This is a genomic window from Pseudoalteromonas sp. SR44-5 (assembly GCF_014163675.1).
GTDB lineage: Bacteria > Pseudomonadota > Gammaproteobacteria > Enterobacterales > Alteromonadaceae > Pseudoalteromonas > Pseudoalteromonas rhizosphaerae.
This window is the reverse complement of record NZ_JACJDT010000004.1, coordinates 54,965-71,469: the sequence shown is the minus strand read 5'-3', so window position 1 is coordinate 71,469 and position 16,505 is coordinate 54,965. Positions and strand designations below refer to the sequence as shown.

Here is a 16,505-nt window from a genome sequence, read left to right as displayed (position 1 = left end):
AGCGTTTATAACGCTAAATCCATTACCGCATCTTCAGCTTGCTCTAAACTCAGCTTTGCATCTGAGTTTTGATAAGCGATAACAAGAGCATCACTATGTTTATCTAATTGATTAATAGGCAGTGTTTTAGCAATGTAGTGTTCAAAATCATCAAGATTTAAACCACTATTTCCGTAAGCGTTTACTACTTCTACAATTAAACTTGCATTTAAACCAAACACACTAACCGTTTTTATAAAAGGCAAAGTTAATTCTGTACCAAGTGTTTCACTGGTGCCCTTGAGAAGTAGCGATGTACCAATTATTTGGCGCGCCATAACATCCTCAGGCTCTTCACTTAATGACGTTTTATCAACTTTCACTTCATCACGAAGATAATCGATATAATCATTAAACTTATCAAAGTCCTCTGGTTTTTTGTCTGTACTCATTGCTTTAGCACCTAGGTCTTCAGCGCGCTCACTAGGACTAATAATATTTAAAATAGTCGCAACAGTTTCCACTGTTTTTATTATTTGTGGTAAGTGTTTACCTGCCGTTTCTAATAACATTGGCGCATGTTTGACAATTGTAGGGCCAATGGTGGCAGCGATATTTGTTATCGTTGTCAAAAGAGAAGGGGTTGTTGCAATAATAGGTAACATAATAACTCCTTAATAATTTACATTAGTTCGATTAATTGAATTTCATTTAAATAGTCGTCGTTAGCAATGGCATCTTCATACGCGACCACATATTCAATTTGAGTTGGTGAAATAACACGAAGGTAAACCATTGCATCGTCATCTGTCACATCAAGCTTTTTGCCAACCTTTTTGACTGCACTGTCATTGATAGACATTTTTCCGGTACTTGCTCTAGGCTGTTCGGTGTAAAAAACCTCAAATTTAGCAACACTCGCATCGATAAACTCAAACCATTGATTGAATTTTATCTCTCTATCAACAATCGCTTTAAATTGATTTTTGCGACTTTCACCCAAGTAATACTTAAAACGAATTTCATCTTCAGTAATGTTATGATCAATAACCTTAATCCTTCCGCCCTCGCGAGACTCTATTAGACCAAACGCCACCCCAGTTTTTCCCGTTGGTTTTTCAACATCATCTATCTCTGCACCAAGCGGAGCATACAGTTCAAAACGACTATTTTCATCTGCTGCATGCTGCATTTCTTCATGTTGTAAAGTGATTTGTTTATCAAAAATCTCTCTCACAAAATGAGATTTACTGGAGTTACCCGCCAAGAAAATTTTAATGCTATCAATATCTTGCAAAGGCAGTTTACTATGACTAAATGCGAGACGCAGAGCATTAAAAAAGTTGACCACACCGCGTTCAATACGCTCATATAAAATTGTATTTAGTTCATCTTCACTAACATCAAGCTCAAAAGCCGTATGCACCACTGAATTTACATCGGTTAAATTAATAGACAATGAGCCTTGTGACAGGTCTAGGCATGTTTCTGACTCCCCTTGCCAAAATGGACGTAACATTTCACATAGCGTTTTAGTATTTATCTTGGCTTCTTGAGAGGTACTCAATAACTGTTCACTCCCTGCAAAAAAATCTTTTTCTGGGTGTTTTTCAAACTGAATTCCTTTAGCAAGTAACGCGGTTTGATTTTTTTTAAATATTTCAAAAGCAAGCAGTTCAAGTAGGTTTTCCCCACCTAAGAATCTATCACCGCCGGCACCAAAGTGTTCAATCACATAATCGAAACGGCGCTCTTTCTTACCATTGGCCTCTCTGAAAATACCAAAGTCAAAATCAGTGGTACCGCCACCAAAATCAAACACACTGTAAAATACACGTTCATCATCACAGGGATCAAAATCAAAGGCCAGAAGTGCAACTAATGCATAAGCGGCAGGCTCACTGGCTCCCTTAGTAACGGTTAATTGGTCTAATTGTTCTTCACCCAATTCAGCCGGCAATGACTTTTGTATGCCTTTTTCAAAGCTTTCAATAATTTTGTCACGAATAGGCATCTCGTAGGTAACAGGAAAAGAGAGAATATAATCAAGGTAGATACCATTATTTTGATTATTAATGTACAAGCCAAGATAATAGGCATAAATTTCAATGGGGTTAAAATCATTCTCACCAATCTCTAAAAAAGCAGGTAGGTCAATAACTTTTCCCTCTTTCCCAACAATTTTGAGTTTTCTATTTTTGTCACCCGCCCACTGCTTTATCTCACCTAAGAAGGTATTAAAATGACTGGAATCACAACCATGCATCGCATTTTGTGCCGTATGTGAAATGGTCAAATCTTGCCAGCGAGTATAAGGTTTATTATCTTTAGCTTGGTAGTCATGAATAAACTGTTCAAGATCATTAAATTCCATAATAGTCGGGTTTTCATAGTGATACGCTTTTATATCTTTTCGTAAGTCTCCAGTACCAACCCGCATAGGGTGAATATTCACATTGTCTTTTTGGTACACCACAACCGTACTTTTTGTGCCAAAGTCGATTGCTACTACCCCATCGTTAATACTCGATTTTGGGTCGCGAGCAACCATAGGAATTGGTAAATGAATACTTTGCTCATGCGTATTTTCCAACTCATCAGTCCATAAAGACCAGTGACCAAGATCTGTATCTTCCAGCATTTTTGAATGATAAGGCGCTATATCAGCACGAATGTAGTCTTCCAGCAGTAAAGTGCTGGTAATCTTTTGGGTAATTAACTGATTTAAGATCTCAGTCTTATCTTCCAATCCTTTAATTGCAGCTTTATTTTTGTAATTCAATGCAACAACTAACGCTTTATATAGCTCATTGTCTTTAATTTTTTCAGGTACAAAACCACTGTAGATGGCATTAATAAATAACCCTTTATTGCCGAGCTCAGATATGTCGAGTTGAGGTGAATACGGCAGACAGTATCCATAAGTAGTATTTGCCATCTGATGTCTTGCGCAATTAAAAGCTTGAGCTTTACCTTTTAAATTATACAAATAAGAATCTGTTAAAAAGAAATGTCCATCACAAATATCAAATGGTGCTGTTGATAAGTTTGTTAATTGTCTAAGTGTATTACGGTCAGGAATACCCCATTCATTAAACTCATCTTGTAAAACTGAGTTTATAATTTCGATTATATCGTCATTAAGCGTACCTGATTCAAACGCTTTATCATCCATAGAAGTTACGGTAATACCAGAATATATGTCGCTCTTCGGCTTATTATCATTTTTAAAAGAGTTAATTTTATCTATAGATAACATCCAAAATCCTTTGGCATGTTTATCAAAGTAAATTTCACCTTCGAAACTCACCCATCGAGCGGCATTAAATTCACTTTTCACATCATTAAAGCAATGATTAAGTGCGTTAACTAATGGTGTACTTTGACTTGTAACTGTTAAATCATTGACAAAAGAAACTATCTCTCTTTGAATTGTTTCATCTAAACCTATAACCATCTTATCAAAGCAAGCGTCAATACCAAATTGTTGCGCTTCTTTATTCGATAAATTCCATTGCGTTATTCTTTCTGTATCCATAATTCTTCCAGTCTAGCTTTTATGCTGTATTAGCTTGTTAAAGTAGTTTAAATTGAGTACCTTTTAAGGCCTAACATCTAACTAACTCTTTAATCATACTCTTATTTCTTTCGACATTTCATTTCACAAGCTTGTGGAAACTTAATTAAGTTAGTTTTAGAATTTGGTGAATCCTCCACGCGTTGCTTTTCATTAATAAGCGATTGCCAATAACTCAATAACCGCTCTATGGGTATAAACTTCTCTTTACGACCAGTTACTTTATTAGTAATTCGTTTAGGCTGAGTATTTAAGTAAACCGCAAGTTCAATAGCAAGCTTATTCGGTAGTTCATAAAACCCCTCTTCCTCTAGTGTTTGGGTAACCCACATTGCAGCGTCGCTAATATGGCCGCTTATGCTTAAATCGGTATTTTTAACGCAGTGCGGGGGAAATTCTATGTTTGATAAGTCACTTAGTAACACGGCAATATCGCTGCGTGGAATAAGCTGATATACCTCAAGCGTTTGTGCCATTATTAATTGCCATTCATACGCTAAGCTCTGAGTTAATTCCTCTTGTGTTAGCTTTAAACTAACCGGTATAAAAAACGTAAAACGGCTATTCGCTTCACAAACAATGATTGTTTTTTCACGAGATTTATAGCTGTTATCAATTATCTGTAATTGCCAGTTAAAACAATTACTATCGCTTATGAGTGTATTTACCCCAGCTTGTTTACCTGGCTCATGTGGTAAGCGAGATAAATCGGCCTTTAGGTATTTATTAAGCGCGTTTGAGGCGCAAAACTGGATTTTCATAAATTTATCAATTTTAAAAATAAGTATTTCATTTACTGTTCGTTAATAGAACTAGTCTTCGTTCTAAACCAGAAATAGTAAATAAATAAAGAAACTAGAAAGGCATTTGTACCGTAGAATTTAGCAAATAACCAGGTAGCATCCCATTCAAGATCCAAAACTACTACCAAAAATAATCTAAAAATTAAAGTGAAGCATATATAAATAGCACCCCATTTAATTAAGAATTTAAAAAGTTTACCTTTTCGGTTTTCATAGGACGCCTCATCACTTGAAAAAAACCGTAACAGCCCAAGAATCAAACCTAAACTAAATAAACCAATACCTAAACTTATAAAAGTCGTAAAATTTTTCAGCTCATAGAAACCAATTTCACCATTGGCACCAAACTTCATGTAAAGCATATAAGCTATAAATGCGATTATAAGAATACTATTTAATGTCCTCATGTTCTTAGACATCAGCTTAAAACCGACATAAATAACAAACAATGCTATTGCTAACCCCATAAAAAATTCCTTTTAATGTATTAATATAGCTGAAGATCTAAACCATAAAATAGCTAATTTACTTTAACTATTACATCTAATTCTTAGCGATTTTTGCTTAGATTGGTTAAAAATAAGTTTGTGCCGTTGCTTTCAAAACGCTTATTTCAAACCAGATAAAAATAGCCATGGTGTGGCGGTTTTTCTTGCTGGTGCAAAGTCTTCACCCATTGCTACAAAGTGCTCAAATACAATATCTACGGGCTTTCGTACTTTATTAAACAACTGCAACTGTGAAGGTTTAATGTTTTTACTCAGTTCAATTTTAAGCTCACTACATAACTCGTTTACAAGCTCGTTTAACTCTATTTCAGAGGTGAGATTATTTAGTGCGTATATTAAATAATCCTTCTTTTTGGTTAACACATCTCTAAAGGTATGTGATGCGCCTAAGCAATTATTATTTTTACGATGAAAACCCCGATAGGTGTTTGAGCCTAAACTTTTTAACACCAACTTATCATAGCTAAGTAATGGCGTGGGTGTTAAAAACACCGTATCGCCCACTTCGTTCATGCGTTTTACTTGTGCCTGCATTTTTTATTTATCCTTTCCATGCTAAATAAGCGGTTTGTTTTAAATGCTTGGTCTCATTTTTGTTTTTATTTAATTTACGTTCGGTCATTTAACATCCTTGTTCTTATTTTTATAAATAGCGTTATAGCTGGCCTGCAAAGGCTTTTTGGCTTAGTGAGTTAAATTCTTGCTCACTCAATCCATCACTTGCTTTGACCTTATTCAAAATAGCCCTTACAGAAATATATACTTCTTTGAACTTTTCTTGAGTATTTATATCAGGTAAAGGAACTTTTACATCTTTGATTTTCGCTAATGTGAGCCTTGTAATAGCTGCGCCTGCCATATTCGCAGTTAAAACTAATTTTGTTCTTGGATGATTCAAAAACATACATAAAAACTCTGAGTTAACTAATTCAAAATTTGGCTTTAAGAGAGCCAAACTGGAAAGCATACTGAACTCAAAGTCATATTCATTTATTGCTGCAAGGCCCGTCGTTGCACCATCTTTAATATAGAGAACATCATTTTTTTCAGGGTTGCACCTAGAGAATATTTTTTTATGTTCTTCTTCCGACACGTACCAAGGTTTAGCATGAAACTCTAACCCTGTTTTCTTCAAATGTTTTGCTGTTACGTAAGGGAAGCCTTTTTCAACTATAGGTGGTGAGTGATGAGTGCCATCTGTAATTTTTCGGCACAAAGAGGCGAGAGATCTCAATTCCCACCCCTTCGGATTTGTAACAGGATCGCCGAACATATCTAGGAATACGCTGCGGAGGAAGTCGTCGGCGAGTTTGATGGCTTGTTGGCGTTTGCGGCGGATGGTGTCAGCTTTATTTAAAATCGCGGCGATTCGTTTTTGCTCGTGTAGTGGCGGTAGTGGGATTTCAAACTCTGAAAAATTGCTCTTATTTACGATAGGCATTGTTGTAGAGCTTGAGCGATTCAACAATAAAGGCTTGATAGTTAAACAAAAGTAATAGCCATATTTAGGATAAACCTGCAATTCATCAAAAATTAAACTATTGATTTGTTGATTTGAAATTACATCGCGCTCAGCTATTCCTACTTTCCCTATAGTTGCACCAATACAACACACCATTACTGAACCTTTGGGTAAGAGCCTACCTGACTTAGCACCTTTCTCTGTAACGGTTACTTTCGCATTCGATATCAGGGCGTTAGAGCCTAAATCTCCTGGTGTCACAAAAGGCACTGTACCGTTATAGTTACCATCAACTTTTTTTGGAGTCGAGCCAGTAACAATTTGAGCAACATCCTTAAATTTAGCTAAAGGCCAACTCACAGCATACCCTCCAGCTCTTTTAAATCAGCCAGTATTTCATTTTCTAAGCTCACTAATTTACCTAAAATCTCTTTTGGCGGATCGTAGCTTTCTTCTTCGTACACCACTTTTTTGTAGCGGTTGATTGAAAGGTCGTATTTATTGCTGGCTATGTCATCTTTACTTACCCAAAAGGCCTTTTGAGTTTTATCATTGCTATCGCTTGTTGCCTGAGCTTTATCGCGCGCTTTAAATTCGCTGATTAAGCTTGGTAAATCGTTTGCTTTTATTGGCGTGCGTTTGTCATCCAAGCTAAAACCGTCGGCTTGTACGTCATAAAACCATACATGGTCGGTGCTGCCACCTTTGGTAAAAATTAATATAGCGGTTGATACACCGGCGTAGGGTTTAAACACGCCACTTGGTAGTGAAATTACCGCTTCTAGCTGGTTGTTATCCACCAGCATTTGGCGCAGTTGTACGTGCGCTTTTGATGAGCCAAATAATACGCCGTCGGGCACGATAGTCGCAGATTGCCCGCCTACTTTTAACATGCGCTCAATAAGGGCAACAAATAGCAGCTCGGTTTTTTTAGTTTTTACTTTACGTAATAACTCGGGGCATACGTCTTCTTCGTCTAGGCTGCCTTTAAATGGCGGGTTGGCGAGTATTATGTCGTACCCTTCTTTGGCTTTTTGCGGGTAATGCTCTTTAAAGTTTTGGCTTAGGGTATCTTGATAATGAATGCCCGGTTGTTTAATACCGTGCATTACTAGGTTCATAGCGGCTACGCGTAGCATGGTGGCGTCAAAATCAAAGCCGTTGAACATGTCAGCATCTATGTGGCTGCGCTGCTCTGGGGTTATTAAATCGCCTGAGTAAAGTAAGTTTTCAAGCGGTTTGCCGCTATCATCACATTGTACGTTGCCATCTACATCAAACACAGGTTCGCGGTCGATGCCCTCGGCTGAGGTGTATTTTTGTAATAGGTATTCGTAACTTACCGACAAAAAGCCACCAGTGCCGGTTGATGGGTCGCATATTTGGCTGGTTACATCTGGATCCATCATTTCGACCATGGCGCGTATAATATGGCGCGGCGTTCTAAATTGGCCGTTAATACCTGCGGTGGTGAGTTTGCTAAGCAAGTATTCGTATAAATCGCCTTTGGTGTCTGAGTTTTCCAGCGGGAGATCGTTGACCATTTCAACGGCTTTTACCAATAAGCTTTGCTTTTGAATCATCAATTGCGCGTCTTTCATAAACTCGTTAAATACCGCGCCTTCTGGCGATACGTCGCCTGAGGTTTTTGAAAAGTACGGAAACAGCTCATCTTTAACTAGTTTGTATAACTCTTCTGCGCCTAAATGGCGCAGGTTTTGCCAACGAATGTGTTGTTCGGCGTCGTTAAAGCGGCGGTTAAATGGCTGCTTAGTGCGTGCGCTGCGTTTTTCGTCGGCTTGCTCGTTCATGTCGAGCATACGGGCGTACATTAAAAAAGTAATTTGCTCTACTACGGTTAGCGGGTTAGTGATGCCGCCTGTCCAAAATTCTTCCCATAGTTTGTCGATTTTACTTTTTAAAGGTCCGGTTATCATAGTTTTCCTAGTGTGAGCGGTTTATTGCGCTCATTGTGTTAATTAATTTTTTATATGGCATTGTTGAATGATGCTCTGGCTTATCCAACATCGTCGGATGGCGCTTTGGCTTATCCGACCTGCGTTTTATGCTATTTAAGTTTGGCTTAATAAATTTTCGATTAAGCGAATAATGGTGTCTTTTTCTTTTGGGTTTGACTCTGCCACTAGCAAGGTAATGGCCGCTAACCCTGTGTCGTTTATTACGGGTTGGTAATGCTCATTTAGCAGCCGTTGATTACGATTTAAAAAATCGACAAACAAAAACGCTGCGGTGCGTTTATTGCCATCACTAAATGGGTGGTTTTTTACAACAAAATATAATAAATGAGCCGCCTTACTTTCTATGCTTGGGTAGGCAGGCTCACCAAATACACTTTGATCTAACGCGCCCCAAATTGCATTTAGGCCGTTGTTACGCTCTTGTGCAAATAACTTGGTGGCTTCACCTTTGATTATAAGGTTTTGCTTAAGCTGATCAATCGCGATTTTTACATCATTAAGTGGTGTAAGTGCGCCGCCTAACTCCCCTTTTGGTGAATTAAGCAGTCCTTCATCATACTGTTGTAGCCATAAGAAGGTTTGCGTGTAACTGGCAATTATATCTACAAGCCCTGCTCCAAACTCACTGTTTTGTGGCAAAACAGCAATACGTTTAACGAGTTGTAATGCGTTATTAAGCTCTGTTGCGTTTTGCGCTAGTCGCTCTTGGTTTAAGGTGTAGCCTTTTAATAAGTGCTGCTTTAACGTTTTAGTCGCCCATTGGCGAAAGCGCACCCCATTTTTAGATTTAACGCGATAGCCCACTGATATAATAACGTCGAGATTATAATGGCTTACAGTATAACTTTTACCATCTGAGGCAGTTGTCCGGAAATTCCGGACAACTGCCTCTTCTATTAACTCTTCATCTTTAAAAATATTACGAATATGTTCAGACACTGTACGTTTGTTTTTATCAAACAATACTGCCATATCTGCTTGAGTAAGCCATACTGACTCGTTCTTTAATGAAACTGATAATTGTAAGGCACCATCATCAGATTGAAACACTTCTACTTGATTGACCATTTACAGCCTCACCTCTTTTTCAACAGATTGATTTTTATCACCCAATTCTACATCAAACTGCTTAATAAATTGTTCGATTACGTCGGCTTGTTGCTGGCTAAATATGCCGTCTAGCCCCATGTCGTGTATTTGGGTAAAAGGTGCATCGTAAAGCTGGGCTATTTCGATAGAGCCGTGGCGAATTAAATGGTTTTTTAGCATACCAATAAAGCGCTGTTGTTTAGAGTTTACGTGAGTATGTATTTGCTGCACAAAGGTAGTGAAACTTTGTTCTATGGCGTTTTTATCCATGCCGACTATGGTACGCAATATTTTGTCGAGCGTCGCGGTTGATTCGGGAAAAAACTCTTTTAATGTATTTAAATCTACACTTGGGTTTTGCGTATGCACTAACGAGCTTAATTGCGCTAAGTCAGCTTCGGTTACTGGTTCGCCACTGCGAATTTTTTTCAGTACGCTGTCGGTTTCAAATAACGGGGTAAGTGTTTTTTCAACCTCTTGGCGGTATATTTGATAATCAATAGAGACTATTTTTGTCAGCCTGTCGGCTTCGTGTATTTGGTTGGTGTCTTCGGTTATATCAAGTATAAAAGCAGTGGGTGGCGGTGCTATATCTTTAGTACGCAGGTGTATAATACTGCGTAAATTAATGCGGCTTTGCTCAAGCGCTACATGGGTTAAATACTGCCAATATTGCTCTGTTTGTATTTCTGCTATTGCAGGTGCTTTGCTACGCACTTCGTTTAAGTGCATTTGTAGCGACTCAACCTTGTTCATTACACTTTGTTTAGCTAAATCAATTTGGTTTGCATCAGTAAGTAACAGCGTTTGAATAGTGGTTAGCTCAGAATCAAATTTATACGCTTCACTTTGCCCCATGATGTTACGCCACTGCATAAGCGGCGCTACTTTTTCGAGTAAGTCGCTGGCTGTGTTGGGCGCAAATTGATTAAGGCGTTTTAGATCTTTATAGGTTTCGACCACTTGCCAGTTCTCGCGTACTGATATTGATTCCATTGGCAGTAAACAAATATCGCCGTGAATTAATTTAATTGTTTGGTCAAACACATCCATATTGGCTTTTTTAAGGGCGGTTTGGGCAAGGGTTACCCGCGCTTCAAATAGTTTTTGCAGTAGAGATTTAGCTTGTTTTACGTCTTCTTCTTCTGGGTTTTCGTCAAAGTATTCAAAGTTAGCCCAGTGGTCGAATATTAAAAAGTGGGTTTTGTGCTTGCCTGGGCCATATAAGTTTTCGCATAAGCGTGTGCCACGGCCAATCATTTGCCAAAATTTTACTTTTGATTTTATGGGTTTTGCAAATACAAGGTTTACACATTCAGGTACGTCTATGCCGGTGTCGAGCATATCGACCGATACGGCAATGCGTACGCTGTTTTCGTCGCTTGATTTAAAGTCGTCTATTAGCTCTTCGGCGCGTTCGTACTTTGAGTGAATTACGCGGCAAAAATTAGCACCATGCTGCGGGTAAAGTTCACTAAATAACTGCGCCATTAATTCGGCGTGGGCTATGTTACGGGCAAATATAATAGTTTTACCAGGTAGCTGGCCGTCTTTATCGCGCAGGCATTTTTCCATTAAGTTGCGTAGTATTAGCCTGTTGGTGTCTTTATTTTTAATGGCTTCGTCTATTTGTTTTGCGTCAAAGTCGAGCTCGTTAGGATCAATCCCTTGCTCTTCTAGTTGGGCTATTTGTTCATCGGTTAGGTTGTCTTTTTTAATGCCTTCACGTAAAAACTGTGTGGTGTAACTTACAATTTTATAGGGGACTAAGTTGCCTTGCTCTATGGCGTCTTCAAGTGGGTAATTGGCTGTTGGCATTTTGTAATCACAGCTAAACAAATCACAGGTTGAGCGCGATACCATTTCTACCGGCGTGGCGGTTAAGCCCACTTCTAGCGCGTCAAAGTATTTAAAAATATCGCCATAAATATTGTAAATTGAGCGGTGCGATTCATCAGCCACGATCAGGTCAAAGTAGCCTACGTCGTACTTGTTCATTATGCGCAGCATGCCTGGGTAAGTCGCAATAAATACGCGCGCACTCGCTGCGGTATTTTTAGCGCTTTTTCCTACAATGTGTACTGGCTCTTTAGTGTGTTCGGTAAAGGCATTACCCGCTTGTTTACGTAGCTCTTTTCGGTCACATAAAAACAGTACGCGCTTTGCCCAACCCGCATCAAGTAAACGCTTAGCAAGCGCAATAGATACGCGTGTTTTACCTGTGCCGGTTGCTTGCACAATAAGCGCTTTGCGGTGTTTGTCGCTAAAGCGCTCACAAACACGGGTTATGGTTTCCATTTGATACAAACGCCCTGCTACTGCGGTATCTATTGGCGTGGTGTTTAGATCTTTTTTCAGCGTGCGCTGCTTTATTAAGTACTGCAGGGAATCTTTTGAATAGTAACCGTATAATCCACGGCTATTATAGCCTTGCGCATCATCTAGGATTTTTATATCCCAGCCGTTTGAATAAAAAATAACAGGGCGTTGACCAAATTGTTTTTCGAGCGCGTTGGCATAAAGCGTTGCTTGCTCACGGCCTTTTTCGATGTTTTCACGGGCGCGTTTGGCTTCTATTACAGCAAGTGGCTTTCCGTCGTCATCCCATAAAACGTAATCTATGTAGCCAGTGCCTGTTGGCGTTGGTTGCTCATTTACCTTTACTTCTTTGCCGACTTCATCGGTAGAAACATCATCAAGTGCAACATGCCACCCTGCTGCGCGTAAGTCTAAATCGATAATTCGTTTGCGGGTTTCGTCTTCATTAAAGTTAAAGCTAGATGTAATTGCACTATTATTTGTTTGCAATTCAGTGAGTTTATTTTGATCAATAACACTTTTAAGTTTGGCCGCTTCTTTTTGAGCCAATTGCTGCGCTTGCTGAGCGGCTTCTAATTCATTTAACGCTTGTTTTAAGCGAAGTTTATTTTCTTCTAGCTGTTTTGATAGTTGCTTATTTTGTTTTGCAAAAGCGGCATCTGTTTGGTTAGTTAATTGAGTAAGTTCGGGTGCAGTGAATTCTGGTAAGTCTTTTTGATCGCCATTGGCAAAAGCCATATAAAGATAACAAGAAATAAAGTAAGTTTCTTTTAAAATCCATACCGCTTCTTGCTGACTTACTTTGCCTTCGTGCGCTGCTCTGTTACCGCTTTTACGTATAGCATGCAGTTTATCTTGTATTTGTTGTGGTACTGCTGATTTAAAGTTGTCAGCAATGAGTTTATCTTGAAAAGTCGAATTAGGGTTGGCAGGTAAACAGAGCTCTTTATAAATGAAGCCTACGACTTTTTCGGCAAAGCAACGTAATTTAACCAATGAGCTTTGCGGATCGGTAATCGCATACTCCTCTGCAAAAGCGGCTAACTGGTGTAGTTCTGGCCATTGTTGCTTAATGTGTTCAAAGTTCATTGATTGCTTCATTCTTCGTTACTTCCTTATAAACTAATTTACCAAACTTATTTATTTTTATGCATTTGCAAGCTTGTGAAGTTTAAGCCGTTATATTTATTTTTATGTTATGTGTTACTGCACTTAACCAGTAGCTTGTTTCAAAACTTTGGTTATTAGAGTCAATCGCTATTTTTTTAGCAAGCTCGTTGGGTAACAAATTTTTTATTTTATTGTTTATCCGGCTGCGTGTTTGCTGTACAAACGTTTTTTCCATTACTTTTAAATTACTGTGTAAACCATCTCTAAAGTCTTCTGGTTCTACGCCAAACGTATCACGGAATATACGTAAATCACTGCTATTTTGCTGTAAATGCGTTAGATACTCTTTGCTGTACCTCAATGTTTCTTCAAAGTTACGGTCAACAATTAAGCCAGTTTTTCCACTTTGACTATATTTGTTTAACCATAAATAAAAGGCGCATTCTTTGGCGGTAAGTTTAATTTCTACCCCTGCAAAGGTAAGTGTTTTTGCCTTAGCATTTACTTCAAGAGCTAAATCTTTTTTATGTGCTGAGTTTAAACTTGCTACTGTTTGGCTAAACGAGGCACTTTGCATATTCGTAATGAGGGTTTCGTCGATTGATTGGCGCATACGTACAAATGGTATTTCGGCAAGTGTAACTTGGGCATTTTTACAGTTAACTTGTTTGCCATTTTTACCGTCGATCATGTGGTTGTATGGTGTTGGGTAGTAAAAGTCTCTTACAAATTCAAACTCGTCGTTTACAAATACGTGGCTGAGTGAATCTTGCTCGCCCCCTAATAATGACATTGCATAACCTAAATAAAACGCCATGGTTTTCCGCCCACCCGCGATTGAGGCATGAATACTAATGTTATTTTTATTAGTAAGCTCAAATACTTTACGGGTAATAAAATCAGCCATATAAGTTTGTTCTATTTCAGATTTTGCATCATCAATAGGTTGGCCTTTGTTGTCTTCTATTAGCCATATATTTTCATCGGGAAGTTTAATATTGGGAAGTTGGTAGTCTGCTATTAATTTAGCTAAGTGACCTTGCTTAAATAGTCCATCAGTAAGCATAGCCTTTGTGCTTTTTGTAGTTATAACAAAAATCTCTTCGGGTATCGGCTTACCCTGCTGATGAAGAGCGTAAAGCGTCTCAGTTAATACTTGAGGGCTTGCACCAGTAACTATTAGTAGGATATGTTTCATCAAGAATCCTTTTGTTGAATATTTAGCATCATAGCCAAATTTGTAACTGAATGGAACTTGTTTGAGTTCAATGAATTAAGTTACTAGATAAAGGGGGGCGTATTGATATATAAAATTAGAAGCTTTATTGATAAGCACAAAAAAGGACGCCATGAGGCGTCCTAATATAGAATAATGGCGGGGAGGGAGGGATTCGAACCCTCGTTAGGGATTAACCTAAACACACTTTCCAGGCGTGCGCCTTCAGCCACTCAGCCACCTCACCGCAGGCGTTAATGTATAACGCGGCGTAATAGTATGAAATAGCACGCGGCGGTGCAAGGTGTTTTTCCCTTTTGCCTGTTAACTGCCTAGTAAACAAACAAAAAAGGCCGCTGATAGCAGTATCAGCGGCCTTATCTTTATAACTTGGTTTAGCGTTGGAGTGACGCTGAGAAGTCGAGCATCCGATTAAGCGACTTGAGTGCGCCTTCACGAAGGTCCATATCTACAAACACTTCTTTGCCAGTTGCATCTAATAACGCTTCCTCAATCGCTTTGAGGCCGTTCATTGCCATCCACGGGCAGTGCGCACAACTCTTACAGGTTGCGCCTTCGCCAGCCGTTGGTGCGGCAACAAATTCTTTATCAGGGCATAACTGCTGCATTTTATAAAAAATGCCGCGATCAGTGGCAACAATAAACTTTTGATTGCTCATAGTTTGTGCAGCTTTGATCAATTGACTGGTTGAACCTACTGCATCAGCTAACGCTACAATTTCTGCTGGTGATTCTGGATGAACCAAAACGCCAGCATCAGGGTACAGCGCTTTCATGTCTTTTAACGCTTTGGTTTTAAATTCGTCATGCACGATACATGCGCCATTCCACATGATCATATCAGCGCCAGTATTCTTTTGAATATAGGCACCTAAATGTTTATCTGGGCCCCAAATGATTTTTTCACCCATTTCATCTAGGTGCTCAACAATCTCAAGGGCACACGATGAGGTAACAATCCAATCAGCGCGAGCTTTAACGGCAGTTGATGTATTTGCGTATACAACTACTTTACGATCAGGGTGCTGATCACAAAACGCAGAGAACTCATCAATTGGGCAACCAATATCAAGCGAACAGGTTGCTTCTAGTGTTGGCATAACCACGGTTTTATTCGGTGTCAGTATTTTTGCTGTTTCACCCATAAAACGTACACCGGCAACGATAATCATGTCGGCATCGTGCTTAGCACCAAAGCGAGCCATTTCTAGCGAATCAGCAACACAACCACCGGTTTCTTCTGCAAGCGCTTGAATTTCAGGATCAGTATAATAATGGGCAACCAATACGGCATTTTTATCAATCAATAATTGTTTGATACGTGCTTTGTATTGCGCCTGCTCATCATTATTCAATGGAGCTGGTTTAGGAGGAAAGATATAACCTTCAGGCATAATAGTTTGAGCTAAATTCATTTCTCGACCACTTAATCTACAGTGCAATTATGGGGCGGATTATACGAGAATATAAAACTAAATAACAGTAATGGTGAGCAAAGCAATTTGATTAACGCAATTATATTTAGCTTGACGATGATTATGTAAGTATTTTTTGCTTTTTATATGAAGCGATATGAATTTACTAACTGGGAGTCAGGTAAACTGAAATTGAATAAACCAGAATGGTGGGTCATGATGGACTTGAACCATCGACCAATGGATTAAAAGTCCACTGCTCTACCAACTGAGCTAATGACCCGCTCTGATGTGCCTAAGCACGCTGCGTAGATCCGCCGATTATAACCACTCTACTATTCAACGAATAAAGAATGGTGGGTCATGATGGACTTGAACCATCGACCAATGGATTAAAAGTCCACTGCTCTACCAACTGAGCTAATGACCCGCTCTGATGTGCCTAAGCACGCTGCGTAAATCCGCCGATTATAACCACTCTACTATTTTACGAATAAAGAATGGTGGGTCATGATGGACTTGAACCATCGACCAATGGATTAAAAGTCCACTGCTCTACCAACTGAGCTAATGACCCGCTCTGATTTGCCTAAGCACGCTGCGTAAATCCGCCGATTATAAACCACCCTATTATTCAACGAACAAAGAATGGTGGGTCATGATGGACTTGAACCATCGACCAATGGATTAAAAGTCCACTGCTCTACCAACTGAGCTAATGACCCGCTCTGGTGTGCCTAAGCACGTTGCGTGAATCCGCCAATTATAACCACTCTACTATTCTACGAATAAAGAATGGTGGGTCATGATGGACTTGAACCATCGACCAATGGATTAAAAGTCCACTGCTCTACCAACTGAGCTAATGACCCGCTCTGGTGTGCCTAAGCACGGTACGTAAATCCGCCGATTATAACCACTCTACTATTCAACGAATAAAGAATGGTGGGTCATGATGGACTTGAACCATCGACCAATGGATTAAAAGTCCACTGCTCTACCAACTGAGCTAATGACCCGCTCTGA

At 39.2% G+C, this 16,505-nt stretch carries 11 protein-coding genes and 7 tRNA genes; all 18 read right to left on the bottom strand.

Annotated features, from left to right (window positions below):
- Positions 1-5: 5 nt before the first annotated feature.
- Complete coding sequence (locus H5154_RS03330) at positions 6-644, bottom strand: hypothetical protein (RefSeq protein ID WP_182717381.1); 639 nt, start codon at positions 642-644, stop codon at positions 6-8.
- 17 nt (positions 645-661) lie between these two features.
- Entirely contained in the window at positions 662-3,517 is a 2,856-nt protein-coding gene (locus tag H5154_RS03325) for a molecular chaperone DnaK (protein WP_182717380.1), read from the bottom strand.
- Positions 3,518-3,618: 101 nt separating this feature from the next.
- Complete coding sequence (locus H5154_RS03320; protein ID WP_259398444.1) at positions 3,619-4,317, bottom strand: amino acid adenylation; 699 nt, start codon at positions 4,315-4,317, stop codon at positions 3,619-3,621.
- Between the two features lie 32 nt (positions 4,318-4,349).
- A complete protein-coding gene (locus H5154_RS03315) occupies positions 4,350-4,826 on the bottom strand; it encodes a hypothetical protein (RefSeq protein ID WP_182717379.1) in 477 nt (158 codons plus the stop codon).
- 141 nt (positions 4,827-4,967) lie between these two features.
- Positions 4,968-5,402 (bottom strand): hypothetical protein, encoded by a 435-nt coding sequence (locus tag H5154_RS03310; RefSeq protein WP_182717378.1) that lies wholly within the window; start codon positions 5,400-5,402, stop codon positions 4,968-4,970.
- Between the two features lie 121 nt (positions 5,403-5,523).
- The gene (locus tag H5154_RS24020; protein ID WP_182717377.1) at positions 5,524-6,690 is read right to left on the bottom strand and encodes a restriction endonuclease subunit S; all 1,167 of its coding nucleotides are present in this window, start codon (positions 6,688-6,690) and stop codon (positions 5,524-5,526) included.
- Positions 6,687-8,267, bottom strand: a complete 1,581-nt coding sequence (locus H5154_RS03300; RefSeq protein ID WP_182717376.1) for a class I SAM-dependent DNA methyltransferase — start codon at positions 8,265-8,267, stop codon at positions 6,687-6,689. The genes H5154_RS24020 and H5154_RS03300 overlap by 4 nt, the downstream gene beginning before the upstream one ends.
- A gap of 135 nt (positions 8,268-8,402) precedes the next feature.
- Positions 8,403-9,377: a RhuM family protein gene (gene rhuM, locus H5154_RS03295; RefSeq protein WP_182717375.1), complete on the bottom strand. Its 975-nt coding sequence runs from the start codon at positions 9,375-9,377 to the stop codon at positions 8,403-8,405.
- A complete protein-coding gene (locus H5154_RS03290) occupies positions 9,378-12,818 on the bottom strand; it encodes a DEAD/DEAH box helicase family protein (protein WP_182717374.1) in 3,441 nt (1,146 codons plus the stop codon).
- A gap of 70 nt (positions 12,819-12,888) precedes the next feature.
- Positions 12,889-14,025, bottom strand: a complete 1,137-nt coding sequence (csm6, locus tag H5154_RS03285) for a CRISPR-associated ring nuclease Csm6 (RefSeq protein ID WP_182717373.1) — start codon at positions 14,023-14,025, stop codon at positions 12,889-12,891.
- A gap of 175 nt (positions 14,026-14,200) precedes the next feature.
- Positions 14,201-14,290 (bottom strand) — tRNA-Ser (locus tag H5154_RS03280).
- A 148-nt stretch (positions 14,291-14,438) separates the two neighbouring features.
- Positions 14,439-15,479: a quinolinate synthase NadA gene (gene nadA, locus H5154_RS03275; RefSeq protein WP_145233099.1), complete on the bottom strand. Its 1,041-nt coding sequence runs from the start codon at positions 15,477-15,479 to the stop codon at positions 14,439-14,441.
- 207 nt (positions 15,480-15,686) lie between these two features.
- A tRNA-Lys gene (locus H5154_RS03270) sits at positions 15,687-15,762 on the bottom strand.
- A 71-nt stretch (positions 15,763-15,833) separates the two neighbouring features.
- Positions 15,834-15,909 (bottom strand) — tRNA-Lys (locus tag H5154_RS03265).
- 71 nt (positions 15,910-15,980) lie between these two features.
- A tRNA-Lys gene (locus H5154_RS03260) sits at positions 15,981-16,056 on the bottom strand.
- Positions 16,057-16,128: 72 nt separating this feature from the next.
- A tRNA-Lys gene (locus tag H5154_RS03255) sits at positions 16,129-16,204 on the bottom strand.
- A gap of 71 nt (positions 16,205-16,275) precedes the next feature.
- Positions 16,276-16,351, bottom strand: a tRNA-Lys gene (locus tag H5154_RS03250).
- A gap of 71 nt (positions 16,352-16,422) precedes the next feature.
- Positions 16,423-16,498, bottom strand: a tRNA-Lys gene (locus H5154_RS03245).
- Positions 16,499-16,505: the final 7 nt, after the last annotated feature.

What these genes read in the sequence shown, in the direction of transcription:
- H5154_RS03310 (WP_182717378.1), bottom strand. Translation starts at nt 5,402, where the DNA reads ATGCAGGCACAAGTAAAACGCATGAACGAAGTGGGCGATACGGTGTTT.
- H5154_RS03300 (WP_182717376.1), bottom strand. Translation starts at nt 8,267, where the DNA reads ATGATAACCGGACCTTTAAAAAGTAAAATCGACAAACTATGGGAAGAA.
- nadA (WP_145233099.1), bottom strand. Translation starts at nt 15,479, where the DNA reads ATGAATTTAGCTCAAACTATTATGCCTGAAGGTTATATCTTTCCTCCT.
- H5154_RS03290 (WP_182717374.1), bottom strand. Translation starts at nt 12,818, where the DNA reads ATGAAGCAATCAATGAACTTTGAACACATTAAGCAACAATGGCCAGAA.
- H5154_RS03325 (WP_182717380.1), bottom strand. Translation starts at nt 3,517, where the DNA reads ATGGATACAGAAAGAATAACGCAATGGAATTTATCGAATAAAGAAGCG.
- H5154_RS03330 (WP_182717381.1), bottom strand. Translation starts at nt 644, where the DNA reads ATGTTACCTATTATTGCAACAACCCCTTCTCTTTTGACAACGATAACA.
- rhuM (WP_182717375.1), bottom strand. Translation starts at nt 9,377, where the DNA reads ATGGTCAATCAAGTAGAAGTGTTTCAATCTGATGATGGTGCCTTACAA.
- H5154_RS03315 (WP_182717379.1), bottom strand. Translation starts at nt 4,826, where the DNA reads ATGGGGTTAGCAATAGCATTGTTTGTTATTTATGTCGGTTTTAAGCTG.
- H5154_RS03320 (WP_259398444.1), bottom strand. Translation starts at nt 4,317, where the DNA reads ATGAAAATCCAGTTTTGCGCCTCAAACGCGCTTAATAAATACCTAAAG.
- csm6 (WP_182717373.1), bottom strand. Translation starts at nt 14,025, where the DNA reads ATGAAACATATCCTACTAATAGTTACTGGTGCAAGCCCTCAAGTATTA.